Raw genomic sequence first — 25,956 nt, 5'->3', positions numbered from 1 at the left:
AGCTTCCTGAGTAACCATCATGTCCCAAAAAAACGAAACCACGGTTCTCGTCTTAGCCCTCCTGCTCACTGCTGCTTTATTAGGCGCTGGCTTTTGGTGGTTTACCAAGCGCTCTGGTGTTGACCTCGGTCGTTTAAACCAAACCACCAACCCCAGTGATGCTGCCAACGATCGGGAAAATCAGCCCAATCGCTCAACACCCTCCACCGGCGAAGGCTTTCCCCAAGTGCAGAACGTTCCTACTGGGCTGTTTAGCTACGGTGGCAGCACCTCTTGGGCACCGATTCGACTCGCAGTAGACTCGCGGATGCAAGCGGCGCGACCTGAGTTTCGGCTGCGCTATGTTGAGCCAAATACCGGCCCTGCTAGCTCTGGCGCTGGCATCAGAATGTTACTAGACGGGAAAATAGACTTCGCCCAATCTTCGCGACCGATTCTGACGAGCGAGTATAACCAGGCACAGCAGCGAGGGTTCGGGCTTAAAGAGATTGCGATCGCAATTGATGGATTGGCAGTCGCGGTTAACCCAAACCTGAATATCCCAGGTTTGACCTTAGATCAGTTGAAATCTATCTATACGGGCAAGATTACTAATTGGCAAGAATTAGGCGGCCCGGATATCCCAATTAAACCCTATTCTCGTTCCCCAAATGCTGGAGGAACGGTGGAACTATTTGTGGAAGAAGTTTTGAACGGTCAACCTTTTAGTGCCAATGTTGAATTTGTCTCTACCACGACTCAAGCACTGCAAAAACTTGGTGGTAGCCCTGGAGGAATTTACTTTGCTTCTGCTCCTGAAGTGGTTCCACAATGTAGTATCAAGCCTTTGCCACTTGGGCGGAGAGCGGGTGAATTTGTAACGCCTTACCAAGAGCCTTTTGTGCCGCTGCAAACGTGCCCTAGTCAACGCAATCAGCTGAATATTCAGGCTTTTCAAACGGGTCAATATCCCCTGACTCGGAAGCTATTTGTGATTATTAAACGGAATGGTCAGAGAGAACAGCAAGCGGGTGAAGCTTATGCAAATTTGTTGCAGATAGAACAAGGACAGCAACTGATTTCTGAGGCTGGATTTGTTAGGCTCCGCTAATTACTCTCGTTTAAAACGTGATTTAAACTAAATATTTCAACGCGAAAAAGAATTTAATTAGACTTATCAATAAGACCTATTTCTTCCTGCTTAACCATCCATGTCCCATAAAAATGAAACAACGGTTCTTGTTCTGTCCCTATTGATTACGGCAGGTGTTTTGGGGGCTGGTTATTGGTGGTTTAAGAGCAATTCCAGTCCCCCAATTGCTCCGGGAAACCCTGATTCGGTGAAATCAAGTCCAGTTCCTATCGCACCAGGTTCTATCAGCACTCGAATTAGTATAGGGGAAAAATCTTTAGCAACGGCGAATGCTAACTCCGAGAAACAAGCAGGAGTGCAAGCATTTGCAAGCGGGGATTTTGCTAGCGCGATCGCTAACTTTCAATCATCCCTCCAAGCGAATCGCAACGATCCAGAAACTTTAATTTATCTCAACAATGCCCGAATCGGCAAGCAAATCAGCTATACCATTGCCGTCTCCGTACCCATTAGCACGGATGTAAATGGAGCTTTAGAAATGTTGCGGGGCGTCGCTCAAGCTCAAACGGAAATTAATCAATCTGGGGGAATTAAAGGAATTCCGGTAAAAGTAGCGATCGCGAATGACGATAATAATCCAGAAATTGCCAAACAAATTGCTACCGCCTTGATCAATAATCCAGAAGTGCTGGGTGTGGTCGGCCCTTATTCGAGCGATGTCACTTTGGCGGCAGGAACTACTTATAACGATGGCAAATTAGTCATCATTTCCCCGACCAGCACCTCAATTAAACTTTCCGGCTTTAGCCCGTATGTTTTTCGGACAGTTCCCAGTGACTACGTAGCAGCCAGGGCATTATCTGACTATATGCTCAACAAATTGCAACGGAAAAATGCAGCCGTTTTCTTTAATTCCCGGAGTGCTTATAGCCAATCGCTGAAATCGGAATTTGTCGCTGCCGTATCTTTAGGAGGCGGACAAGTATCGAATGAGTTTGACTTATCCGAACCGGGTTTTAGTGCTGCTAGGAGTATCGATCTAGCGATCGCTCAAGGTGCCCAGGTGCTAATGTTAGCAGCGAATACAGATACTTTAGACAAAGCCCTGCAAGTCGTGCAGCTAAATCGCAAACGATTAAAGCTCTTGGGGGGAGATGATGTTTACACACCCAAGACTTTGGAAGTGGGCGGTGAGGCAGCAGTTGAGATGGTGCTGGCAGTGCCTTGGCATATCAATGGCGATCCGACTTCTAACTTTCCCCGCCAATCCCGACAACTATGGGGTGGCGACGTCAGTTGGCGTACCGCTTTGTCTTATGACGCTACCCAGGCTTTGATTGCAGCCTTGCAGCGCAATCCCACCCGAACCGGAGTCCAAAAATCCCTAATTGCATCGGATTTTTCGTCTACTGGGGCATCGGGCATCATCCGGTTTTTACCGTCAGGCGATCGCAATGCTGCCGTCATTCTCGTCCGCATTCAACTGGGTACCACCTCCGGTACCGGCTACGATTTTGTACCCCTTCGTCCTTAATAGGTTGGTAGCCATGAAAGGGCAATCGTCAGGACAACAAACTGATGGCAATCGGCTCAAAAAGCTAATTATTGTTAACACTCAAAGCAGACGCAGGTAAACAGAGCAAATTATCCCCTTGAGTTCTGATTAATCCTTTTTGACGTAACTTACCCATTAAGCGAGTCACAGTGACACGGGTAGAACCGATGGCACTGCCAATTTGGGCATGAGTCAGGGGAAATGGCAGACAGTAACCGCTATCTTGGGGTTCGCCAAATTCTTCGATCAACAGCGTCAGAAATCCCAACAGCCGATCGATTGTCCGTCGCTGTCCTAGGGTACTCAGCCACAGTAGCTTGCGCTGGTGCTGATACCGGAACGCATCAAATACTTCGCGACGGAAGTGAGGCCAGTTGTCCAGGTCATGCCAGTACATCCAAACTACAGAAGTTTGATCGACGTGGGCATAAGCCTGAAGGGTAAACGGTGACTGGGCAACAATTTCAAACGGTTGTCCTGCACCCACAAAGCCTAAAAAAGCTTCTTCTGGACTCAAACGCAGGACTTTAGCAGCGGAAGAACTGGTGTTAGCGCTAACTTGAGCCGTACCGACTAAGCGGACGGCACCCCGTTGGACTAAATACAAAAGTCCTGGTCTAGCTGGAATTCGCTCATCTTTACTGAAAGTCCGATAACGGTAGTGTTCCTGCGCCCAGTCTAGAATCCGTTGCCAGGTTAAAAACGGTCGTGATACCTCTGATGTGGAGGATGGTGATTGCATAAGTGGCAAGCGATGATCTTTTATAAATTTTACCAAGCTTACAAGGTAGCAAAAAATACTTCCTCACGCGCCTGCTTGAGTTAGATATTATTCTGGGAAAGTTCTAACCTTAGGTAGAGGTCATAAAACTAGACTAGATAAGCGAAATACGCCTTTCAAAGGGAGTGAGTGTGAAGGTGAATTTACCGGCTGTTCATTACCCATCGCTGAAGCAACAGATGCTTATTCAGCTACAAGCAGCTATCGGTTTGTACAGAGAAAGATACCTTCTCGACAAGGACGCGATCGCTTCACATCCGCCAGAGGAAAATACGCCGTTGGCTGAGTTGATGAGCGGCGCTGAAATCCCTCTCCAGCGATTTCAGGAGGGTAAAGGCATCCGATACAGGTCGAGTGTCGCCCTCAAATTTGCAGCTCTCTGGCACGTGCCAGCATTGGAAATTGCAACTGAGCTAGCTGCCTATCTCTGTACTAGCGTCGATGACGCTCAGGGAAAGGTGGGTTTACAAAATTTGACAATTCAAGTGATTCCTCCCGGTTTCATTGATTTCCAACTCACCGATACGGAAATAGCCCGTTGGTTGCAGCTTTTGGTAGTAGGGGTGAGTCAAAGCCAGGGAGTTCCCAATTACCTATTACCAATTCCCGATTACCGGGTACCGATGACTTACCCCCAACCCCTATCAAGTCTTTCAAAAGTACAGTACATCCATGCCCGTTGCTGCTCTTTGCTGCGCTTAGGGCATCGGGAGAAGATAATCCAGCTCAATGACTCGCCTACACTGATGCTAGTCTACCCAGAGCCAATTCCTTGGCTGACTGCGGACGGGCAACTCCAGTTGATTCATCCAGCAGAACGCCACTTGATCGCCCAGTTGTTCGGGTTGCTAGATGAACTGGGGGGCATGAATCAACTGAAGTGGGGAAAACGGGCGTTTGATGCGACTCAGGCTTTTGAAACCTTTGAGCGTGAATGTCGCATTTTTGGCGAAGTCAAGACTCAGATACCCGATCTGGCGCAGGCAAGATTGGGGTTAGTGGGAGTAACTCGCGCAATTTTGAAATCCCTGTTGCAAGACAGGCTGGGCATCTTGGCACCCATCGAACTTTAGTCGTACCACCGCCTACCCCTAGTTAGAAAATTTTGTAAAAAGCACTAGACAAATGGAATGATATGCAATACTATTGCTCTTGTGTGAGGAGCGAACCAGTGAGGGGACCGAGACGAAACACGGCCAGTCGTCGGTCCTCTTTCTGATCTAAAGGGTTTTAAAGTAGAAACATTTCAATGGCAGCGGCGGCACCATCTTTCTCTACACTAGGAGCCACCCACTGCGCGATCGCTTGAACCTCTGCGGGTGCATCCCCCATCGCAACACCAATCCCAGCGTATTCAAGCATCTCCAAATCATTAAAGTTATCGCCAATCGCCATGACATTAGCGGCGTCTAGCCCTAATATCTCTTCGGCTAAGTAACGCACTGCTGTTCCTTTATTCACACTAGGGTGAGTCGCTTCAAAGAAAGTCGCAACAGAGGTAGTCAGGTAAAGTTCGGCTGGGGTGTAACGCTTTCGTAACGTTCCGAGCAAATTTTCAATCACGGTTGTATCGTCACAGAGCGCCAAAACTTTCGTCGGTTCAGCAATCGAGAGGGTATTCCGCAGGTCGCCAACAACGATAGGCTGGATGCCGGAGCGTTCTGAGTAAGCTTTGGTTGCCGATGTCAGTTCTCTGACATACAACTGGTCGTTGATGTAGAAGTGGACGGAAAGCAGCGATCGCAATTCCGGCTCCTCAAAGTGTTCCAACAGTTGCAATACCATTGGCTGAGAAACGGGCGAGTGACGCAGAACTTGGTGGGTGAAAGGGTCTTGAATCCAAGCACCTTGATAAGCCATCACTGGCAACGTCGAGCCAACGTGTTGATGGAAGCGCAAAGCAGAACGATACATTCGACCTGTAGCGATCGCAACGTGAATACCCTTTGCTTGAACGGCACGAATTGCCCGAAGTACAGGTTCTCTGATAGTGTTGGATACACCGGCAATCGTGCCATCAATGTCTAAAACTAATAATCGAATCGCCTTGGCATCTAAACCGGGAGAGTTGACCTCAACTACCTGGTTAGAAAAAGAAGGGTTTGACATGAGTTGTTCGTTGTTCGTTGCTAGAGTAACCAAACTTCTAAACACTAACAACCAAAAACTAATAACTCCTTAAAAGGCTATGACCGAGGCAAAGAATCGCTATCGCGCCAGTCGTCGGGTTTTATTTGCGACGCTTTGGCTCACCTTGTTCGTTTTATCCATTAAAGTTTCAGCAGGTTGGACAACGCGATCGCTCAGTCTGCTAGCGGAGTCGCTGCACACCCTGATTACCAGCTTCAGTATCCTGTTGAGTTTGCTCGTCACTGCCGCACCCGACCGTCTAGCAGGGCGCGAAGTGCATGGTCATAGCAAACTGGAAAGCGTGGCAACGCTTCTGCTTGTGGCTTTTTTGGGCTTTGCTTGCTTAAATTTACTGGGAATGTCCGCCCAGCAGCTAGTCGCTGCGACCAGGGTTGTCGATCTCCCGTATCCCACCTCCGTGAGTCTACCCCTAATTCAATTGCTGGGAGTGGTTGTCTCCACAACCCTAGTCCTCGCCCTCATCGGCGTGTACCAAGCCAGAGTTTTAAATAGCCCTGCTGTGCGGTTTAATTCCATTCAGTTGTTTAAGGATGTGGGGCTAACCCTCTTGGTAGTAGCAGGCTTGGTAGGCGTGATGTGGGGAATTTTCTGGCTCGACGTAATGCTGGCGGTTTTTTTGGTTCTTCTAGCCGCGAGAAGTTGTTGGTACGTCGTGAATTGGCAGTTACCGCTGATGGTGCAACAGACTGCGATCGCTCCCGAAGTTTTGGCGCAAATTGCCCGTCAGGTTGGGGGCGTCACCCACTGTTACCAGATTGAGTCGCGAGGAATTGTCGGGCGTTTGGTGTTGGTGCAGATGCATCTAATTCTGCATCCAGAATTTATGGGAATTGCTTCTCTAATTGCCGAGCGCATCGAGTTGGCGATTCGAGAGCGCTATGGTCCCATTCAAGCCATTTTCTATATTGATGACGATGTTCGAGAGCTGGAAAACTACAGCTCCGCCAATCCAACTTTAGAAGTGAATGGAATTCGTTATCGACGAGATGAGACACACAGCCAAAATTAACTTTGAGCGACGCTTCTGGCGATCAAAGTAGAACTTCATCCCAATTCCGGCTTGTTGACGCTTCACTTTCAATTTGTCTTTTGTCACCCAATTGGGCGGGGGCTATCGACGCCGCAGAACTTTTCTTGCCTGAGTATCTTTCCTGAGTATCAGATAAGCAGATGCGAATCCAGCACTTTCAACCTAGCTGTCTTTGTCTATTTCTAATTCCAAACTCACGTCAATTCCCAATTTCCCGATTTCATTAGTAATTTTTCATCGCCCGTTCCATATCGCGCTTATCATCGCGCCGCTTGACGTCTTCGCGCTTGTCGTGCAGCTTTTTACCTTTGCCAAGACCCAAACTAATTTTAATCCAACCCCCCTTCAAATACATTTTCAGAGGGATTAACGTTAAACCTTGCTGTTCCACCTTGCCAATCAGCTTGCGGATTTCCTGGCGGTGCAGCAGCAATTTGCGAGTGCGACGAGGGTCGTGGTTGAAAAATGCGCCGATGCCCTTGTAGGGCGAAATGTGGACGTTCAGCAGCCATATCTCACCATTGCGAATCAGGGCATAGCCATCTCGTAGATTGGCCTGACCCAGACGAATCGATTTAACCTCGGTGCCAGTTAACTCTATTCCCGCCTCATAGGTTTCCAAAATTTCATAGAGGAAACGGGCTTGCCGGTTATCGCTAAGAATTTTTATCCCTTCGTTCTTTTGACTCATTGCAGCCCATCAGTGGAAAACCTTCCCTTAACGTAGCCTTAAAACAGAACCTGTTGCAATAGACTCTGGAGGGAGCTAGGGAATGAGTCTTAGCGTAACTTCTTGGAGGCGGCTACCAGGGTTCATATCTCGATACGTTGCACCGACTTTCCGACTTCTAACATCTTGGCGTTCTGCTGAAATCTGGGAAGCAGATTGAGCTGCTGCTTTTTGAGCTTCCGCCTTTTTTTCGGCTTCAGCTTGGAGGTGCTGCTTTTCGGTATATTCTGCACTCTTGGCTAAAGCTCTGGCGTAGGTAGGGGTGTCTTGGGGAATCTGTTGCAGATAATTTAACGCACCCGCAAAGTCTGTTCTGAATGCTCGTTCGTAGGCTTGTTGTAACAGATAATCAGCTTTGATATGTTGCTTTTGGGTATATTCAGCAATCTTTGTCTGAACTTTTGCCCCAGCAGGCGTTTGTTGGGGAATGAGTTTGAGATAGTTTAGGGCGCTGGTAAAGTCTTTTTCTGCCGCTCGCTCGTAGGCTTTTTTTAATAATTGTTGAGATTCCGCTTCAACTTTGGGTTGAGTTTTCTGAACAAGTGGCGCTATTTTTTCTTGCCAGTAGGAAATTTTAGGAATCTTACGAGCTGCTTCTAGCACATCTAACCACCGGCTTTCTTTAAATGCTTGTTCGGCGGATTGAAATTGAGCAGCAGCAGTATGCCACTCTTGGCTCCACTCGCGTGCGGTGGCTTGAGCTTCTGGATAGATAGAACTTTCTGAGGGAATAGATTGTGCTAGCGCGATCGCGCCTTGAACATCTCCTGTCTGATATTTGTCCTTCGCGGTAACTAAAATGTTTGATGAAGACTCTGACGGAAAAGCATTCAGCAGAGAATAAAGCCCGCCTGTTATCACTAAACTATTCGCCGCAATCCCGATTCCAAGCCCAGTCAGTATTGGAGAATGTTGAGGTTTGTAAGAGCGAGTATTTCCCTCACCTTTCCTCGATTTTTGAGTTGGAAATTTTTTAATTGTGGCTTTGTGAGTTTCTTTTTTTTGACGATTAAGGACTGCCTTCTGTACGGGTGGTTGGTTGGTTGTCTCTACTGCTGGCTTCTGGCTTCCGTCTAACGACTGGAGAGCTTGCAGTACCTCCGAAGCTGACTGGTAGCGGCTTTTGAAGTGGTAGCGTACCATCTTGTTCAGGACAGAAACTAAGCGATCGCTCAAGACACTCATCGAGAGACTGCTGATAAAAAGGTGCTGCCAGATCAGCTCACCCGTCTCAGGATCTTCTTTTAATTGTGCCGGTTCCACACCAGTTAAGGCTTGGATGGCAATTACTCCCAAAGCATAGATATCGCTATTGCGGCGGGGATGTCCGATGAGTTGCTCTGAGGGAATGTAGCCTAAGCTACCAACCGCTAAAGTCGTTTTACTCTGTGCTAAATCGGGAGCTGAATGCTGTGGCTGCGCTACACCAAAATCTACTAGAAATAACTTGCCATCCTCGGCGCGTCTGACTAAATTGTTCGGTTTCAGGTCGCCATGAATAATGCCGTGGCTGTGAACAAATGCCAGAATACGCAGGGCTTCTTGCAGCATTTCAATCACTTGGGTTTCCGTCCAGCGTTTGACGCAGCCTTTGCTTATTGGCAGTTCCGCACTCAGATGATGTCCCTGAATAAATTCTTGTACCAAATAGAATTCCTGGTTTTCTTCAAAGGAGTCTAACAACTGAGGAATTCGATTATGGGTGCCAAGTTTTGTCAATATTTCTGTTTCGTTGACGAACCGACGCCTTGCACTTTCCAAACTGTTGGGGTCTGAACTTGCAAGACTAAAGTGCTTGACAACGTATTTTGGCTTGCCTACTTGGTGAATGTCTTCGGCAATATAGGTCTGTCCAAAAACTCCAGATACCAGGAGTTGGACAATTTGGTAACGCCCTTTTAGTAGTTTCCCGATCATGGAGTAAATTGCCAGCTTTTTATCTAGTGAATTTTAAAAACACATCTAGATAATTTTTTCAGCAACTCACATCTATTTCCGGAAGCCAGTGACACGTACTGTACAGCTAAGCGCAAATCAATGTAAAATCGCGCCCGGATACCAGAAACTCAGTTTCTCAACCACAGAGCTATTTACACTTTTGTTGTGCCTATACGCTCATGCTGAGCGTCGCTACACCGTTTAGAAGCCTACAGTAAAGGAGCGCATTTCTCAACTTGCGCCCCTGTTGTGGGTCAAAAAAATCAAGTCTATTGCTGTGTCAAAAATGTTTTGACAGTGTGTAGAGGCTTTCGGGTCGGAAAGCCCCTACTTTTCAGATAAACATTGACAAACTAATCTCCAGACACCGATTTACCGTTCGCTCACTGTAATGGTGGCGTGGGTGGTGTGACTGGTGTAATCGACGGGATTGCCGGTGTTACGCCTGGTGTGACCGGCGGTATTACGGGTATCACGGGTGGAACCCCTGGTAGAGCAGGCGGTGTTATGCCTGGTGTGGTTGGTGTTGCTACGCCTGGTGTGGTTGGTGTGGCTACACCTGGTATAGTCGGCGTGGTTACGCCTGGTGCGGTCGGCGGTGTCGGTGTGGTGACGCCTGGTGTGGTTGGTGTGGTGACGCCTGGTGTGGCTGGTGTGGTGACGCCTGGTGTGGCTGGTGTGGTTACACCTGGTGTGGCTGGTGTGGTTACACCTGGTGTGGCTGGTGTGGTTACACCTGGTGTGGTTGGTGTGGTTACACCTGGTGTGGTTGGTGTGGTGACGCCTGGTGTGGTTGGTGTGGTTACACCTGGTGTGGTTGGTGTGGTTACACCTGGTGTGGTTGGTGTGGTTACACCTGGTGTAGTCGGTGTGGTGACGCCTGGTGTAGTCGGTGTGGTGACACCTGGTGTGGTCGGTGTGCCTGGGGCGTTAGATTGGGCAAGACCTGAGGTGGAGATAGCGACGGGCGCTGAAAAGGCTAGAAGAGTAGCAAAGACAAACTTTCTTATCATTTGGGTAGATGCCTATGGTTAAGTTTTATCAAAAGAGCCTGGTTGCATATTGACAAAAGTATGTTTCAGCTCACCAGCCATCCCCTTGCTATGGGTAGAGTCAATCGCCTACCCTAAGAAAGACGTTTGAGCTGAGAGCGATCGCACTTTGGGGGGGTTGACTGGAAGCTGCGGTGTTTCCAGCGAAGCGATCGCATCAAATCACCTGATGGATTGTTTTCACCTATGTAGGTGGAGTTAGACAAGTTCTTCTGTGCCAAAATCGATTTCAACGATTGCGCGATTTTTCTGCAAAGACGCTTTCCTAACGCTATCTGCCACGAAACTCCATGAACTTAGTTATCGGACAAACACTGGGAGGACATTACCAAATCATTAACTCCTTGGGAGGAGGAGGGTTTGGTCAAACTTATCTTGCCCAAGATATGTATCTTCCTGGCACCCCTCGATGCGTTGTTAAGCTACTCAAGCCTCAAGCAACCGATCCCCAGACTTTGCAAACTGCGAGACGCCTCTTCGAGACGGAAGCAAAAGTTCTGCACCAGTTAGGGAATCACGATCGGATTCCTCGACTTTTCGCCTATTTCGAGGAAAATCAAGAGTTTTATCTAGTTCAAGAATTCATTGAAGGTAGCGATCTTAGCCAGGAACTCCCCACAGGCGGTAGCAGTGGAGTCATCCCGCCGCTATCTGAAGATGAAGTAATTTCTCTGTTACAAGAGATTCTTGAAATATTAGAATTTGTTCATCAACAAAATGTTATCCACCGCGATATTAACCCTCGAAATTTAATCAGACGGAAGGAAGATAACAAATTAGTTTTAATTGATTTTGGTGCAGTTAAGCGAATTAGCACTCAAATAATTAAGGGAGCAAAAACTAGCTTTACGGTTGCCATTGGTACTCCAGGCTACTTACCAAGCGAACAAGCGAACGGAAACCCCAAATTAAGCAGTGATATCTATGCGGTAGGCATGATAGGAATTCAGGCTCTCACCGGCTTATTTCCTAACGAATTACCAGAAGATTCTAATACGGGTGAAATCATTTGGCGTAACCATTCATCAGTCAGCACCACTCTGGCAAATGTTTTAGATAAAATGGTGCGTTATGATTTTCGGCAGCGTTACCAATCTGCTGCTGAAGCGTTGCAAGCTCTCAAAGATTTGAAGATACCGACGGGTGTCACAATGATGGTTGCACCCTCTGTAAAATCACCCGTTCGCCCGACAAGTCAGAAAAAAAGCAAAAAATCGCGTTCCCTTCCTTGGAAAATTTTAATCTCAACGATAGTCCTAGTATTGGGAACGGGTGCAACTATTTTTACGGTTAATATTATTAACTCTTCTAATGCAACTGACTTGTATAACCGAGGCAAAACCTTTTCAGAATTAAATCGCAATGAGGAAGCGCTGAATGCTTATGACAAAGCTCTTAAAATTAGACCGGAATACCTAGAAGCGTGGAATGGTCGCGGTCAAATTCTATTCAATCTGAATAAATATAAAGAGGCGATTGAAGCTTACGACAAAGCCATTCAGATTAGCCCAGAATCCTTTGAAGCTTGGGCGGGTCGCGGCTATGTGCTGGATAAATTGGAGCAATACAAAGAGGCAATTGATTCTTTCGAGAAAGCTTTAACTATTAATCCCAATTCGCCAGAAGTTTGGAATGGTCGCGGCGAAGCAATGACGAATTTACAGCAATATCAAGAAGCAATTGAATCTTTTGATAAGGCGGTGCAATTTAAGCCAGACTACTATCAAGCTTGGTACAGTAGGGGCTGGACGTTGCATAATTTGCAAAAATATGAGGAAGCGATCGCGTCTTACGACAAAGCTGTAGAATCTAAATCCGACTACTCCCAAGCTTGGTACAATCGAGGTAACTCGCTAATGAGCTTACAACGTTATCAAGACGCGATTGAATCTTATGATAAGGCGGTAAGATTTCAACCAAATCACTACAAAGCTTGGTATAGCCGAGGGAATGCGTTAGTGAATTTGCAGCAATATAAAGATGCAATTGACTCGTATACCCAAGTTACTAAAATTCAGCCAAATTACTCTAAAGGCTGGTATGGGCTTGGTTGGTCGCTGCATCAATTACAACGATACGAAGAAGCGATCGCTTCCTATAACCAAGCGTTAAAATTTAATCGAGGCGATTACCTCATTTGGTACAATCGAGGCAATTTACTTTATAACTTGAAACAATATCAAGAAGCGATCGCGTCTTATAATCGAGCCGTTGCTATCAAGCCAGATCACTACGAAAGCTGGTTCAGTCGGGGAAATGCATTATTTAACGTGAAGCGGTATGAAGAAGCGATCGCCTCTTATGACAAGGCGATTCGATACAAGCCAGATTACCAGCAAGCCATAGAAGGCAAACAGCGATCGCAGGATCAATTGAAGCAGGAAAAAGAAAAGCTAGCTCAAAAATCAGGTGGTGAGTCCGTTAAACCAGAAAAGCCGAAGCGTGAGAAAAAGAAATAAGCTGCTATGCGTTTAAAATAGATAGCGATCGCGCCGGTTTGGGAATGGATTGGGAATGCTTTTCTGCCTACCCTACCGATTGCGATCGCTGCAATTTTATGTTTCAACTTTATAGCATCCTTAATTCCGGTGATTGTTACTGTACCGGATTCTCGCTCCTGCCCATTGCAACTTTTCGCGGAGTGTCTGGTAATAGGAATAGTTTTCCCGCAAAATAATGAACTTTGCGAGACAATTTGCCATGCGAATATCAACGCGCTGTCCAGGCCAGATGGCAGTTGCCAAGACGCCATCCATCCATAGTTTAGTGTTTAACTCGTAGTCAGCTAAAGGCCAAACGCTGACGACAGAACCAGAAGGGATGACAATTGGGCGACTCGCCAGACTCAGAGGGCAGATGGGCGTAACGGTAATCGCTTCCATGCCAGAGTGGACAATCGGGCCATTGGCAGAGATGGTGTAGCAAGTGGAGCCAGTGGGAGTAGAAACAATCAGTCCATCTCCCTGATATTGATCGACCACCTCGCCATCAATTTCCATTTCTAATATCGAGGTAATCATGCGGTCGGCAGAGGCAGGTTTGATGCACATTTCATTCAGTGCCAGGTAGCGATCGCTCACAGGTTCCAAATTCGTGCGATTTCCCTCAAATAACGCCGCCTGCAACATCATCCGCCGTTCAAGGGCATAGCGATCCTCGCTTAACCTGTCCCAAACCCGCTCAGTATCTTCAAATTCCTCAAATGGCTGGGTTAAAAATCCTAAATGTCCTCCCACATTCACCGCCAAAATCGGAATTTTTTCGGGTGCGAGATGCCGTACTGCTGCCAAAGCCGTGCCATCGCCTCCCAAGACTATCGCCAGGTCGATTGGATGCATCGCAGAAGCCAAAAACACTGGGTAGGGGTTATCCTTTGCCCCACTTGGCCCCATCAGTACGTGGCAATTGCGTTTTTCCAGTTGTTTGGCGCATTTTTCTGCCCAGCTACGGCTGAGGGGATCTCCCGCCTTGTGTGCAATGATGACGTTTTTTAGCTCCAATTTGCCTTTACTCAATCGAAGTTAGCTATTTTTCAAGATACCTATCACTCTGCATTTGGGCTACCTTTCCGTTTTTTAACCCGGTTCCTGCCCTTCCTCGTTCGCAGGGAAGGGTTCCATATACCCCTCTCCGTGAAGGTCGAGGAGTTAGGGGTGAGGTTCCACTGTTTAGGCATCGCTATTCTGGCAAAGATAAGCAAGATGTCTGCGCGGGCATTGAAGGCAGAAAATCGGCTAAACCCAAGTAGCGAATTCCTTCTGGGGTAACTTCAAAGCGGCAAGGTAATACTTCCACCCCTTGGGCAACGGCGTCGCGCAACAACTTACCATACAGGGGATCGGTACTGTCTCCAGGCGCAAAATGAGTACAGTCACCGCGATTCACAAAATAAAGCATCACCGCCCGCATCTGAGGAATTAACGCGGTCAATTCCCGCAGATGCTTTTGTCCTCTTGTCGTGACTGTATCGGGAAACAGCACCAGTTTCCCTTGCGCCCAAGTCGTGCTTTTGACTTCCAAATAAATGGGTAAATCGGAGTCATTACCCGTTAGTAAAAAGTCTACCCGGCTATTTTTTTCTACTCCATAGGGCACCTCAAAGCGAACTTGGCTGTAATTGCCCAATGTTGGGAACAGGAACTTTTCTAGTGCTAACTTAACGACCCGATTAGGCAAAGCTGTATTCACTCCCACCCAAGTCGGTTCGGTATCGTAAACTTGAATCATTTCCCACGTATACGGCAATTTCCGCTTGGGATTGTCGCTATACGACACCTGCACGGGACTACCGGACGTTGAAACCCCAGTCATCGGGCCGGTATTTGGACAATGGGCGGTGATCACCTCTCCAGACGCTAGTTCAATATCGGCAAAGAAACGCTTGTAGCGTTTGAGCAAAATTCCGGATGAGAGAGTCGGGTAGCGGTAGAGCCAATCCATAGTATTTTTAACGCAGAGGTAAGCCAGGGAAATCGTAAAGGAGCGCAAAGGAGATTTTAACTTGGCGTACCTTGGGGTTAACCTTTGCGTTTAAATAAGATGAGCCAATTGAGGGATTGTTAACCGTTCGTGACTGAAAAGCAGAAAACCGCTCGGACACTCGCGAGCATTGCCGGAATTGTGGCAGTTGCTACGCTGATTAGTAAAATTTTTGGGTTAGTACGCCAACAAGCGATCGCTGCCGCTTTTGGTGTGGGTGTCGTTGCCGATGCCTACAATTACGCTTATGTGATTCCTGGCTTTTTGCTGATCTTACTGGGCGGCATCAATGGCCCTTTTCACAGTGCGATTGTCAGCGTTTTAGCCAAGCAGCGCGACAAATCGGAAGCTGCGCCCCTAGTAGAGACGATTACAACGATGGTAGGCGGAATACTCCTACTCGTTACGATCGTCCTAATTGTGTTTGCAGGCGTTTTTATTAACCTGGTGGCACCCGGTTTAAGCGAGACGCCGCAAGGACTGCAAGTGAGAGCGATCGCCATCCAGCAGTTACAGATCATGGCTCCGATGGCGCTGATGGCTGGGCTAATTGGGATTGGTTTTGGCACCTTAAATGCGGCAGATATGTACTGGCTACCCTCGGTTAGCCCCTTATTCTCCAGCATTACCGTAATTGGTGGACTGGCAGTTTTGGCGCTACAAGTCGGCAACCAAATTACCCTACCCCAATACGCTGAAGTAGGAGGACTGGTGTTGGCGGGGGGAACCCTTGCCGGTGCCGTGTTGCAGTGGCTAGTCCAACTTACTGCCCAGTGGCGGGCTGGCTTAGGCAAGTTACGCCTGCGATTTGAATGGAATCAGCCGGGGGTCAAGGAGGTCTTGAAGGTGATGGGACCTGCGACGCTTTCCTCCGGGACGCTGCAAATTAACCTCTACACCGATTTATTTTTCGCCTCGTATATCCCCACAGCAGCGGCTGCCATGACCTATGCGGGGCTTCTCGTTCAAACACCTCTAGGAATTATCTCGAATGTCATTTTAGTCCCCCTGCTGCCGGTTTTTTCGCGACTCGCTGCCCCTGAAGATTGGCCCGAACTCAAGCAACGGATTCGCCAAGGATTACTGCTGACTGCGATTACTATGTTGCCTTTGAGTGCCCTGATGATGACGCTAGCCGTCCCCATCGTCCAAGTAATCTATCAACGCGGAGCCTTTAAGTCTAGAGCATCTGAGTTGGTTGCTTCATTGCTGATGGCTTATGGGATTGGGATGTTTGTCTACTTGGGGCGAGATGTACTGGTGCGGGTATTTTATGCCTTGGGCGATGGAGAGACGCCCTTTCGCATCAGTATCGTGAATATCTTCTTCAATGCTCTGCTAGATTTTATTCTTGTTCAACGTTTTGGGGCACCCGGTTTGATTTTATCCACGGTGATGGTCAATACCATTTCAGTCGTGGCACTCATTTGGATGTTGAATCGCAAGCTTAACGGCTTGCCTTGGCAAGAGTGGAGTTTGCCAATTTTGGGTTTGACAGGTGCTAGCTTTGTAGCTGGTTTAGCGAGTTGGGGTGTCAGTAAAGGTTTTCAAGAAGTCTGGAATGCGAATGGGTTGCTGGTGCAGTTATTGCAGCTAAGTTTAGCCGCTTTTGTTGGCTTGATCGTTTATGCTTTCTTGGCAAAGCAGCTGAATTTGCCGGAAGTTGATATTTTTGTGTCGCGGATTCGCCAACGCTTTGCGAGGTAGCGATCGCACTTGAACTAGCTCAATTAGGTGTATGAAACAATACCAAACTTGAAGAGGAAGGTGTGATATCTAACAGTAAGTCGAGATGAGTATTGAGGCTTGGCTCATCTAGCTTAGCGATCGCAACCCCGCATGAAGACACTTAAAGCATATCTTGTCAGCTTATTTGACAAAGAGTTTATCCCGACTGGATTAAAAACGGCTGTATTTGTCGGAACTCTCTTGTTTTTGATCAATCACGGGTTTGCCTTTTTCCGAGGCGAAATGACGCGCGATCGCTGGATTTCTGGATTGCTGACCTACCTAATGCCTTATCTAGTCAATGTTTACGGTCAACACGCTTATCGTCGCAAGTTAATTAAAACTTCTTCGTATCAAAGTAAACATTTTTAGTCATGAAACTAGCTCTTGCTAATCCCTTTTGGATCGAGCAGTTGTAACCCCCAAACCCCTTCTCTGCCAGAGAAGGGGAAGGGAAAAGTGACAACTTATTTATAGATTGCGCTGGAATTCTTCCAGAAGATCCATCAGGTTTACCTGGCACTGGGTAGGCAACAAATCTACTAGGGGAACTTCCCGCTTCCCGCCGCCTAACTTGACGGGAATCCCTTGCAGGACTTTCAACACCTGATTTTCATCTAGAGAATTATCAGCCAGTAGGGGATACAGTTTTTCTGCCACAAGAGTATGCAGCTTGGCATCCTGCAAATAGAGGTGCCATTTAGCCACATCGATGTAAACGTTTTCGCCAATTTCGGCGGCGAGGGATTCAATTGCTTCAGAAGTGTTGGTTCTAGCCATAGGATTTACTTTGGTTATGTGGATAGGGAATCTAATGCTTTCATTGCAATTGATCCCCGTCCGAGTTTGAATCCACGAAAAGCAAGAAACAGGGATCTATCTTTAGGTAGTTTTTTTGGATTTTTCTTTGGTTTTGGGCTGGAATCCTAAACCAGCACTGGTATTTGCAGATTCTGTTACTGGGTCGGAATAATCTGCGAGTGCAAAGATATACAGAGCGTGGGTAGCTAAGACTAACGCCCATCCGCCTGTCACCCAGGTTGCCCAAGGCCATGTAGCATTCTGCAAGTTGTGGAAAAACCACAAGCCAGAATTACAGGCACCAAAAATCGCCACATGGATGGCAAAATTCATTCTATCGTCGAGGCGACGATAGGCGGGGTCATTACGGTCTGGTTTTCGAGGCCAACGAGGAGGCATGGAAGTGATGAATTATAAGTTATGAGTTATGAGTTGTTAGCGCTAACAACTAAATTCATTCTAAGCCGCTAACTGCCCTGTCCCTGGCGAAGGTAATCTCCCGACTTGCCACCCGTCTTACTCACCAAGCGAATCGATTCAATCACCATCCCTTTTTCCAACGCTTTCGCCATGTCGTAGAGGGTGAGTGCAGCGACAGAAACGGCTGTTAGCGCTTCCATTTCCACGCCAGTTTCCGCCTTGGTGACGACTTCCGCTTGAATCTGATATCCCGGCAACTGGGCGTCAGGCACGATCTGAACTTCTACTTTATGAATTGGCAAGGGATGACACAGGGGAATTAGCTGAGAAGTCTGCTTTGCTGCCATAATCCCAGCCAATCTCGCAGTTCCCAATACATCTCCTTTCGGCGCGTTCCCCGCCTGAATCGCCTCAAATGTCTCTAGCAACATCCGCACTTGTGCCGCAGCAACAGCATGGCGTCGAGTTTGTTCTTTGCCGGAAACATCCACCATCTGAGCCTCACCGTGGGCATCCAAATGAGTGAGCGGTTGATTTTGAGAAAAATTTTGCATCATACGGTTAGGCTATGCTATTATAAATTTCTGGCAAGGGCTTGTAGCTCAGTGGACTAGAGCACGTGGCTACGGACCACGGTGTCGGGGGTTCGAATCCCTCCTAGCCCGTTACTAAGTAAAAAAGAAAAAGGCAAAAGATTCTTTCTTTTGCCTTTTTTCTTTGAATTATGCCTCACTTTGTAGCCCAACCTTATTCAAGGCATAAACATCCTTTTCTCTGCCAAAGGCGAAGCGGAGGGAATGGGATAAATTTTTGCTCGATAGGGTAGCGAAGATAATCAGCGCCAGGAATGAAATAACTGTTGTAATAGTAAACATTGCTCGGTAGCCAATGGGTTCGGCAATGGAACCCAAAACAGGACCCGCGATCGCTATCCCGACATCAAACCCTGTGATGCACAAAGCAAAGACTCTGCCTCGTTCTTGGGGAGAGGAACGGTCGGAAATCAAGGCAATCATCATCGGCAGTAACGTTCCCGCTCCTGCGCCTTCCAAAAAACCGCCCACTAAAAAGGTACGGGCAGTGTAAGCATGAGACAGCATCAGCATTGCCAATGCATAGCTGAATATACTGCCAGTGATAAAAATTCCGCGTCCGTAACGGTCAGAAGCGCGACCAATGATGATGCGGGAAATAAAAGACGCGATCGCTGCTGCTGTATAAAATAACCCCGGATTTAAGTCAACTTCGGCATCTTTAATAAATAAAGGGACGAAGGTACTTAACGCTCCAAACGCTACACCAACCAGCAACAACACTAAAGCTGGAATCCTTAGACGAGGACTTGCCAGAAGTCGCCAAAATTGTTGAGTTTCGGATGAACCGGCAGAGGAATCGTTTGTCTCGTGGACGATTCGGGGTTCTTTGACTTGATTGGCACAAACTAAACCGATCGCTCCTAGCCCGCAAGAGAGCAGAAACAACGGCGTGTAACCAACCCCAGCTTGGATATAACCCCCAACTGCTGGCCCTATCGCCATCCCAACTGGCGTTACCAAGCTCATGTAGCCAATTAACTCACCCCGCTTGGAAAATGGGGACAAATCAACCACCAAGGCGCTGTAACCCGTCGTGAAAGCCGCAATGCTAATCCCGTGGAACGCTCGCAGCAGCATTAATAGGGGAATTGATTTAACAACTAGATAGCCCAAAGGCGCGATCGCTGCCACGGTCATGCCAATCAGCAAGACCACCTTGCGACCGCGTCGATCTGCCAAACGCCCCAGCCACGAACGACACAGAACCAATCCGAGGGCAAATGACCCCATGACAATCCCAATCTGCTGCGTCGTTCCGCCCACATCCTCGATATAGAGCGGCAGCGTTGGGAGCAAAGAAGCCATACTAGACCAAAATAATAGCCCAGCCGTAAATAAAACCAACAGATTGCGGCGACTGGGCGGCTCTAGCGTCCAAAAAACTTTCAAAGCTTAATTCCTTCTTACACGTTTAGCCTTCCCTTTGTTTACTATTGTTAACATTCCCCCCAACAACTTCCCTCACCCGATAGATTGGTCTGCCCTGAGACTCGTGATAAGTTCTCATTAACAATTCTGCAAGCAGTCCAAAAGAAAATAATTGCACACCCGTCACTAGCAGTACGACCGCCAGAATCAATAACGGGCGATCGCCAATGCTCTGACCGAAACCCACTTTTAAAATCGTTAAATACAGACCAAGCAGCGTCCCTAATGCCATTGCAATAATGCCAAACAGCCCAAAGACGTGCATGGGGCGGGTGAGGAACTTTTTCATAAAGTAGACGGTTAACAAGTCCATCACGACTCGGAATGTCCGCCCCAACCCATACTTACTGCTTCCATAGCGGCGGGCATGGTGCCCCACTGGCAGCTCAGTAATTCTTGCCCCCTCAATGAACGCCAAAGCTGGCAAAAATCGGTGCAATTCCCCATAAAGATTCATATCCGCCACCAATTCTGAGCGGTAGGCTTTTAGGGAACAACCGTAGTCATGCAACTCTACACCCGTGACTCGCCCAATTAACCAGTTAGCGATTTTAGACGGAAGCAGACGAGTCAGGGCGGCGTCCTGTCGTTTCTCACGCCAGCCACTGACCAAGTCATAGCCTTCTTCTAACTTTGCCAAGAGCCGGGGAATATCCGCCGGGTCATTCTGCAAATCGCCATCCATTGTGATAATCACCTTGCCTCGCGCATAGTTAAACCCCGCAGACATTGCCGGAGTTTGACCGTAGTTTCGACGCAGAAGCACTGCTTTTAAGTTTTTGTGGGTTTGCACTAGAGATTTCAGAAATTCCGCTGAACCATCCTTAGAACCATCATCCACGCAAATAATTTCGTAGTTCAGATTCGTCTCAATTAAAGTGGTTGCGATCGCTTCAATTAGGTGGGGTAAACTTTCCACCTCGTTATAAACCGGCACTACTACAGAAATATCGGGGATATCGTCAGCAGACATTTCGCTTTGCGTTACCAGTCTTTCAGGAATTAACACGATTGCCTCCCACCTTTTGGTGTCTTATTGTCGTTGTGGTTGATAACTGGCAACCACTCGCCCGCAAGAGCGCAGTTGCCGAAAATACGACTGACTAATCGAATCTCCCTGTTCCGAAAGGACATCAATTCCAATTCCGTTGCGACCCTGTTCTTGACCGGAACTATGGATATAACGTCCTTCTCCCAGGTATAAACCCACATGGGTTGTTCTATCTCCGATGCCAAAAAAGATTAAATCACCTGATTGTAGCTCTTGAATCGCAATTGATTGTGTAAATGCTTCCTGCTGATAGGAATCTCTCGGCAACCAAATCCCAGAGGCAGCAAAAGCGGCTTGCATCAGCCCGGAACAGTCATAATTTGGCTCTAATGTTCCGCCCCAGAGATAATAATTCGGCTGTTGCATCGCCGCTTGCATAAAGGCAATGACTTGGGGTATGCGATTTTGAATTTCTGTCGGGGAGATAGTATGGGCTTCGTAGGGCGTTTGTGCCTCCTCAATCTCTTTGAGGTCTTGAATTGCCACCCAGCCGGAATAGTCATCTTCACGCAGACAAACTTGGATAGACGATACATCTGTATTTGGCGACAAAATCCGCAAGTGACGCCCGATTGCTGCCTGAGTTGCCAAACGAGTACAACTGGGGGAATCATAGAGGTTTAGATTGACTCGACATTGGTACTCGCGGAATGAGTCATGGGTCATGGGTCAGTGGTTGTTGGTCAGTGGTACAAACTATTGAACAATTGACAACTGATAACTGACAACTGATAACAACTGATAAAAATGACATTTTTTCACAAAGACGCACAACTAGAAAAATTAGGCGATCGCATTTTAGAAGCAACTTGGGCAGAATTTCCGGGATTAGCCCGCAACCAAATTGCCTTAACCTGGGTAGTCTACGATCCCCCAGTGCCCGTCAATACTGGCGGTGCCCTTAGTTCAGAGGAATTCTGGAAATATCCAGTCCGGGGCTTTAGCTATCGCGGCGTCGAGCGAATCTTTCCTGCCAGCATCGTTAAACTGTTTTATCTGGTTGCTGTACAAGAGTGGCTGGAACAAGGAATGATCCAAACTTCCTCGGAGTTAGAGCGAGCCATCCGCGACATGATTATTGATTCCAGCAACGACGCCACCAGCTTAGTGCTGGATGTATTGACTGGCACTACTAGCGGTCCAGAGTTGCCGCCAGGGCCGTTTGAAACCTGGCAGTTGCAGCGCAATATCGTGAATCGCTACTTTCAATCCCTCGGTTGGACAGAGATGGAAACCATCAATGTCAATCAAAAACCTTGGGGTGACGGTCCCTATGGGCGAGAGCGGGCATTCTTAGGGGAGATGCGGGAAAACCGCAATATGGTGACGACCAATGCCACGGCGAGGCTCATACATAGCATTGTCGGAGGCGTTGCAGTTTCCTCCGGGCGATCGCAAGCAATGATGGGACTGATGAAACGCAGCCTCCATGCAGAAGACGATGAAGCCCCCGATGAGGAAAATCAGGTGCGGGGTTTCTTAGGTGGCGGACTGCCTCCAAATGCCCAATTGTGGTCTAAAGCCGGTTGGACAAGCCAAGTTCGCCACGACGCCGCTTATATCGAGCTACCATCACGGCACCCTTATTTGTTGATTGTGTTCACTGAAGGCAAAGCAAATAGTAAAAACAAAGCGATTCTCCCCTTTGTTTCCCAGCAAGTTGTCGCGGCAATGGACAGCCTTACCTAGTACAATCTGCGGTTACAGAGGCGAGCTTCATCAATCACGAAGAAACCCTTTTTATTGTAAAAAAGGGTTTCTTCGTCATCAAAATCAAAATAAGCGATTGGTCGCATCCCAAGCCTTTATCAGAGAAATTGCGATCGCTGCTTTGGAGATAAAGCCTAGGAATCGGGAAGAAAAATCTCTCTTATCACCCTCTGACCCTCTTTATTCCATTTCACCTGTCAACATCAATTATCGTCGGATATTAGCCACTTTCAGCGCATAATCCTTCCTTGGTGGGTAGCAAAATCTTTTAAAATTTCCTAAATTGACGACAGGGAAATATAATTTCCGAGAGAATAGGCAATTAAGGTTGGCTTTCGTAGATTTTTGAGGAATTTTTTGAGGAGTGACCGTGAATACAATCTTTTCTAAGCGTGTTTCTTTCTTGCTAGGTCTGACCGCACTGACAGTTTTCAGCGGTGGCTTGTCAGCTACAGCCCAGCCCACTGCCACAGTCATTGACCAAAAGACTCCTGCGGTCGTTGAGACTTCAGAACCTGCCGCATCTGAAGCGATCGCTGAGCCAACAGTAATGGGTATGCCAGTTGTCAAGCCAGTTGTCAAGTCGGCAGATGTCACACCGATTACCCAATCAACTGTTCCGGCTGCACCACAAGTCCCGGCTGCACCGCAAGCCCCGGTCTCAACACAATATAATCTGAGCCAACAGCCGGTCATTCTCTCTGAGTACCAAGATGCAACGCTGGTTGAAGAAAGCGCAAAGCCTGTGGCTTCAGAACCTTCCTCCTTGGCAGCGGCTGATGATACTGCTACTACGCAACCATTTCCCGGCGTAACCACTTCTGCTGCCGCTCTCGCCGCACCACAGCAACCAACTGCTGAAACTCCAAACTTACCCAATGACTCTGAGATTGCTCAAACCGACATCGAACTCGGTCGAACCACTCGTGCCGGTCGAAGCTACGTCGGGGTTGGCTTCAATATTGGTTTCGGGGGTGATAGTGCTTTGGGCGATGGTAGTTTCGCCGTGATCAGCAAAATTGGTCTAACCAATACGTTGTCTGTACGCCCTTCCGTGCTACTCGGTGACGATACGACCTTTCTGCTTCCAGTGACTTACGACTTTAACATCCGACAGTCAGATCCGTTTGAACCCGTCAGATTCGCCCCTTACGTGGGTGGCGGTGTCACGATTTCCACGGGTGATGACAGCGACATTGGTTTCCTGGTTACGGGTGGCGTCGATGTACCTTTGACACGGCAATTTACAGCAAATGCAGCTCTAAATATCGGATTTCAAAGCGATGAAGTGCCAGTGGGACTAATTCTGGGCGTGGGTTACACCTTCCCTGGTTTCTAGAGAAGGTAAAAATCAAAGGCAAAAGACAGCAGAAAAATTTGGTTTCTCCTGTTTCTTTTGCCTTTGTACTTTCTTACTTTTTCTCGGTTACGGCTACTTGAGGGCTGACTTTGCCGGTCACGGCTAGGGAACCTGTAGGTTCCACCGCCCAGACATCGTAGCTACCCACCACATCGCCGTTTGCATCAATATCGACGTTACCGCTAGCTCCCTGGTAGTTAATCTCCTCACCCTTACGCACCAGTTCTAGTGCCTGACAAACATCGCTGACTTCCGTTCCTGGGGCATTGGCGACATCACGAATCTTACTTTTAATGCCTTCGCCGGTATTTAATTTAGCGTCTTCGGCTGCTAGTACCATCAAAGCGGCAGCATCCCAAGCGTGAGGGACATAGGCGCTCAATCCCCTTCCAGTTTTCTCTTTCCAAATCTTGGTGAACTCAGCCAGTGCTGGGCCATTAGCACCGGGAACCGTACCGATTGCCCCAGTTAATATAAATTGATCATCGCTGGTTTTGCCGACCTGTTCGGGAAAGTCTTCCGAATAAGCACCATCTGTCAGCATCACCTGGACGCCTTTACTTAGACCTTGTTCGTAGGCAGATTTTAAGAGCAAGCTGCCGGTTTCAGCATAAACAACTGCTGCCACCGCATCAGGCTTGTCCTTGAACGCTTCTAGTATGTCGCTTTCAAAAGTAGCGGCTTTGGGGTCGTAGCGAGTTGGTTTGTTGACAATAGTGCCTCCTAATTTTTTAAAGGCTTGTACAAATTCTTGTTCAAAACCAACTCCATAGTCGTTGTTGATGACGATGGTGGAAACGCGCTTAAATCCTCTGTCACTGGCTAGTTTTGCTAAAGCCTGAGCTTGATAGGTATCGGGGGGAGCCGTCCGCGCCCAATAACCTTGAAATTCTCCTTTTTTGGCTCGTTCTGTAAAGACGGGGCTGGTGCTACCTGGTGAGATAAACATCACCTTGTTGCGGACAGCGACAGGCACGGCGGCACTAGAAACGCTGCTGGCAAAGGAACCGACGACGCCAGCAACTCTATCTACTTCCGTTAATTTGGTCATTCCTGCGGTGCCAGCGTTGGGATCGGTTTGGTCATCTTCAGGAATAAATGTGACTGGCTGACTATTGACGCCGCCACACTTGTTGACGGTGTCTATTAACAGGCGGATAGCATCTGGCAGGGGTTGCCCTACGGAAGATAGGTCGCCAGTGGTCGGCAGCAGTGAGCCAATCTTGAGTCCGGAACCGCTGGTGGCTGGGGTAGAACCTGTAGTCTGGGCGGGGCTACTGGTTGTACTGGTTGGCGTGTTATTACCTGGCGTTGTTTGAGAGGGGTTTTCGCAAGCAGCGGTTAGAAAACTTGTCGTAATAGTGGTAATTGCTAGGGCGATCGCCCAACTCGGTTTGATATTTTTGGCTGAAGCGGGTCTGCTCATTTGGGTGTTTAACTCTTCAACAGTCCACGATTGAAATCAAATATTTTAATTGATCTCAGTTGTTTAAGAATACAGCCATAACTTCTGCCAACATTTTAGCTAGCAGAAGCGATCGCTGTGAGACGTCAAGAGTGAGGCGTTTGCTTTTCCCTATTGGGCTTCGCTACTTGTCTGTTTTCGCTTTTAAAACGGAGAGGGAGGGATTCGAACCCTCGGTACGGAGTTACCAACCGTACAACAGATTAGCAATCTGTCGCTTTCGACCACTCAGCCACCTCTCCTAGGTGACAAATATAGATAATAGCAGATATTAATCAATTGGTGCTGCTGTCAAAAAAATTTTCTTTTTTTTGATGTCCGATCGTTCCGAGTAAGTCTTCACAGTTGCAGGGAAAGCCATGATTCATCCTCGTCGTTGCGGCTGTTTGCTTCTTTCCCGCTCCCTTAGTATAATTACCTATTGTTAAATTTTTCATGGCTGACAAAGAAATCTAATAAACGCTTACAACCCGCTTTCCTTAAGGCTTGGGCGATTTATAGCAACCGCCAAGATAGTTAGGACGTAGAGTAGAGATCACCTGTTGTCCTGAAGTTATTCAAGCTGCTCATGGCAAACCCCTATAGTTATGACCTGCGTCAGAAGGTGAT

Annotated in this window: 23 protein-coding genes and 2 tRNA genes; 11 read left to right on the top strand and 14 right to left on the bottom strand. The window is 47.8% G+C overall.

From position 1 onward, the window contains the following. The first annotated feature begins 19 nt into the window (after nucleotides 1–19). A complete protein-coding gene (locus NC997_RS18125) occupies nucleotides 20–1,090 on the top strand; it encodes a PstS family phosphate ABC transporter substrate-binding protein (protein ID WP_190438685.1) in 1,071 nt (356 codons plus the stop codon). A 100-nt stretch (nucleotides 1,091–1,190) separates the two neighbouring features. Continuing rightward, entirely contained in the window at nucleotides 1,191–2,606 is a 1,416-nt protein-coding gene (locus tag NC997_RS18120) for an ABC transporter substrate-binding protein (protein WP_190525836.1), read from the top strand. 64 nt (nucleotides 2,607–2,670) lie between these two features. On the opposite strand, the gene NC997_RS18115 is transcribed toward NC997_RS18120, so the two are convergent. Next, nucleotides 2,671–3,369 (bottom strand): Crp/Fnr family transcriptional regulator, encoded by a 699-nt coding sequence (locus NC997_RS18115; protein WP_190413159.1) that lies wholly within the window; start codon nucleotides 3,367–3,369, stop codon nucleotides 2,671–2,673. 170 nt (nucleotides 3,370–3,539) lie between these two features. Between NC997_RS18115 and NC997_RS18110 the strand changes: the two genes are divergently transcribed. After that, on the top strand, nucleotides 3,540–4,481 hold the full coding sequence (locus NC997_RS18110; RefSeq protein WP_190525834.1) for a DALR anticodon-binding domain-containing protein: 942 nt from the start codon (nucleotides 3,540–3,542) through the stop codon (nucleotides 4,479–4,481). A gap of 157 nt (nucleotides 4,482–4,638) precedes the next feature. Here NC997_RS18110 and NC997_RS18105 read toward each other — a convergent pair whose 3' ends face one another. Next, complete coding sequence (locus NC997_RS18105) at nucleotides 4,639–5,517, bottom strand: Cof-type HAD-IIB family hydrolase (RefSeq protein WP_190525832.1); 879 nt, start codon at nucleotides 5,515–5,517, stop codon at nucleotides 4,639–4,641. A gap of 79 nt (nucleotides 5,518–5,596) precedes the next feature. Between NC997_RS18105 and NC997_RS18100 the strand changes: the two genes are divergently transcribed. Continuing rightward, entirely contained in the window at nucleotides 5,597–6,568 is a 972-nt protein-coding gene (locus NC997_RS18100; RefSeq protein ID WP_190525830.1) for a cation transporter, read from the top strand. 244 nt (nucleotides 6,569–6,812) lie between these two features. Here NC997_RS18100 and smpB read toward each other — a convergent pair whose 3' ends face one another. Then, nucleotides 6,813–7,280: an SsrA-binding protein SmpB gene (gene smpB / locus NC997_RS18095; RefSeq protein WP_190413167.1), complete on the bottom strand. Its 468-nt coding sequence runs from the start codon at nucleotides 7,278–7,280 to the stop codon at nucleotides 6,813–6,815. Nucleotides 7,281–7,355: 75 nt separating this feature from the next. Further along, complete coding sequence (locus tag NC997_RS18090; RefSeq protein ID WP_190525828.1) at nucleotides 7,356–9,236, bottom strand: serine/threonine-protein kinase; 1,881 nt, start codon at nucleotides 9,234–9,236, stop codon at nucleotides 7,356–7,358. A gap of 429 nt (nucleotides 9,237–9,665) precedes the next feature. Here NC997_RS18090 and NC997_RS18085 point away from each other — a divergent pair, with 429 nt between their 5' ends. Beyond that, entirely contained in the window at nucleotides 9,666–10,292 is a 627-nt protein-coding gene (locus NC997_RS18085) for a hypothetical protein (protein WP_190525827.1), read from the top strand. A gap of 307 nt (nucleotides 10,293–10,599) precedes the next feature. Continuing rightward, nucleotides 10,600–12,768 (top strand): serine/threonine-protein kinase, encoded by a 2,169-nt coding sequence (locus NC997_RS18080; protein ID WP_190525824.1) that lies wholly within the window; start codon nucleotides 10,600–10,602, stop codon nucleotides 12,766–12,768. A gap of 120 nt (nucleotides 12,769–12,888) precedes the next feature. Here the strand turns inward: NC997_RS18080 and NC997_RS18075 are convergent, their stop codons facing one another. Together NC997_RS18075 and sfsA are read right to left on the bottom strand one after the other, a co-directional pair. Beyond that, on the bottom strand, nucleotides 12,889–13,809 hold the full coding sequence (locus NC997_RS18075) for an NAD(+) kinase (RefSeq protein WP_190525918.1): 921 nt from the start codon (nucleotides 13,807–13,809) through the stop codon (nucleotides 12,889–12,891). A 178-nt stretch (nucleotides 13,810–13,987) separates the two neighbouring features. Then, on the bottom strand, nucleotides 13,988–14,749 hold the full coding sequence (gene sfsA / locus NC997_RS18070; protein WP_190525822.1) for a DNA/RNA nuclease SfsA: 762 nt from the start codon (nucleotides 14,747–14,749) through the stop codon (nucleotides 13,988–13,990). 129 nt (nucleotides 14,750–14,878) lie between these two features. Here sfsA and murJ point away from each other — a divergent pair, with 129 nt between their 5' ends. Together murJ and nrtS are read left to right on the top strand one after the other, a co-directional pair. After that, on the top strand, nucleotides 14,879–16,495 hold the full coding sequence (murJ, locus tag NC997_RS18065; protein WP_190525820.1) for a murein biosynthesis integral membrane protein MurJ: 1,617 nt from the start codon (nucleotides 14,879–14,881) through the stop codon (nucleotides 16,493–16,495). Nucleotides 16,496–16,627: 132 nt separating this feature from the next. Beyond that, nucleotides 16,628–16,888, top strand: coding sequence for a nitrate/nitrite transporter NrtS (gene nrtS, locus NC997_RS18060; protein ID WP_190525818.1), 261 nt, complete (start codon nucleotides 16,628–16,630; stop codon nucleotides 16,886–16,888). A 99-nt stretch (nucleotides 16,889–16,987) separates the two neighbouring features. Here the strand turns inward: nrtS and NC997_RS18055 are convergent, their stop codons facing one another. From NC997_RS18055 to moaC, 3 genes are all read right to left on the bottom strand, one after another. Next, nucleotides 16,988–17,296 (bottom strand): DUF3181 family protein, encoded by a 309-nt coding sequence (locus NC997_RS18055; RefSeq protein WP_190413184.1) that lies wholly within the window; start codon nucleotides 17,294–17,296, stop codon nucleotides 16,988–16,990. Between the two features lie 102 nt (nucleotides 17,297–17,398). Further along, nucleotides 17,399–17,716, bottom strand: coding sequence for a 2TM domain-containing protein (locus NC997_RS18050; protein ID WP_190525817.1), 318 nt, complete (start codon nucleotides 17,714–17,716; stop codon nucleotides 17,399–17,401). A gap of 68 nt (nucleotides 17,717–17,784) precedes the next feature. After that, nucleotides 17,785–18,294 carry a cyclic pyranopterin monophosphate synthase MoaC gene (moaC, locus tag NC997_RS18045; protein WP_190434609.1) on the bottom strand — a complete coding sequence of 170 codons (510 nt, stop codon included), beginning with the start codon at nucleotides 18,292–18,294 and terminating at the stop codon, nucleotides 17,785–17,787. Nucleotides 18,295–18,328: 34 nt separating this feature from the next. Here moaC and NC997_RS18040 point away from each other — a divergent pair. After that, a tRNA-Arg gene (locus NC997_RS18040) sits at nucleotides 18,329–18,402 on the top strand. A gap of 57 nt (nucleotides 18,403–18,459) precedes the next feature. Here the strand turns inward: NC997_RS18040 and NC997_RS18035 are convergent. From NC997_RS18035 to NC997_RS18025, 3 genes are read right to left on the bottom strand one after another with little or no spacing between them, the layout of a single operon-like run. Continuing rightward, nucleotides 18,460–19,722, bottom strand: coding sequence for an MFS transporter (locus NC997_RS18035; protein WP_190525815.1), 1,263 nt, complete (start codon nucleotides 19,720–19,722; stop codon nucleotides 18,460–18,462). Nucleotides 19,723–19,744: 22 nt separating this feature from the next. Further along, entirely contained in the window at nucleotides 19,745–20,734 is a 990-nt protein-coding gene (locus tag NC997_RS18030; protein WP_190525916.1) for a glycosyltransferase family 2 protein, read from the bottom strand. Between the two features lie 60 nt (nucleotides 20,735–20,794). After that, nucleotides 20,795–21,478 (bottom strand): C40 family peptidase, encoded by a 684-nt coding sequence (locus NC997_RS18025; RefSeq protein ID WP_190525812.1) that lies wholly within the window; start codon nucleotides 21,476–21,478, stop codon nucleotides 20,795–20,797. Between the two features lie 81 nt (nucleotides 21,479–21,559). Here NC997_RS18025 and NC997_RS18020 point away from each other — a divergent pair, with 81 nt between their 5' ends. Together NC997_RS18020 and NC997_RS18015 are read left to right on the top strand one after the other, a co-directional pair. Continuing rightward, nucleotides 21,560–22,501 carry a serine hydrolase gene (locus NC997_RS18020; protein WP_190434601.1) on the top strand — a complete coding sequence of 314 codons (942 nt, stop codon included), beginning with the start codon at nucleotides 21,560–21,562 and terminating at the stop codon, nucleotides 22,499–22,501. A 391-nt stretch (nucleotides 22,502–22,892) separates the two neighbouring features. Continuing rightward, nucleotides 22,893–23,861, top strand: a complete 969-nt coding sequence (locus NC997_RS18015) for a hypothetical protein (RefSeq protein WP_190525810.1) — start codon at nucleotides 22,893–22,895, stop codon at nucleotides 23,859–23,861. A gap of 73 nt (nucleotides 23,862–23,934) precedes the next feature. Here NC997_RS18015 and NC997_RS18010 read toward each other — a convergent pair whose 3' ends face one another. Both NC997_RS18010 and NC997_RS18005 read right to left on the bottom strand, forming a co-directional pair. Continuing rightward, complete coding sequence (locus NC997_RS18010) at nucleotides 23,935–25,308, bottom strand: ABC transporter substrate-binding protein (protein WP_190525808.1); 1,374 nt, start codon at nucleotides 25,306–25,308, stop codon at nucleotides 23,935–23,937. A gap of 189 nt (nucleotides 25,309–25,497) precedes the next feature. Continuing rightward, a tRNA-Ser gene (locus NC997_RS18005) sits at nucleotides 25,498–25,589 on the bottom strand. Between the last annotated feature and the right edge of the window lie 367 nt (nucleotides 25,590–25,956).

The sequence above is a fragment of the Trichocoleus sp. DQ-A2 genome (assembly GCF_039961915.1).
In the GTDB taxonomy this organism is placed as follows: Bacteria; Cyanobacteriota; Cyanobacteriia; order Cyanobacteriales; family FACHB-T130; genus FACHB-T130.
The sequence above is the reverse complement of the archived record's forward strand: the minus strand, read 5'-3'. Positions and strand labels throughout refer to the sequence as shown.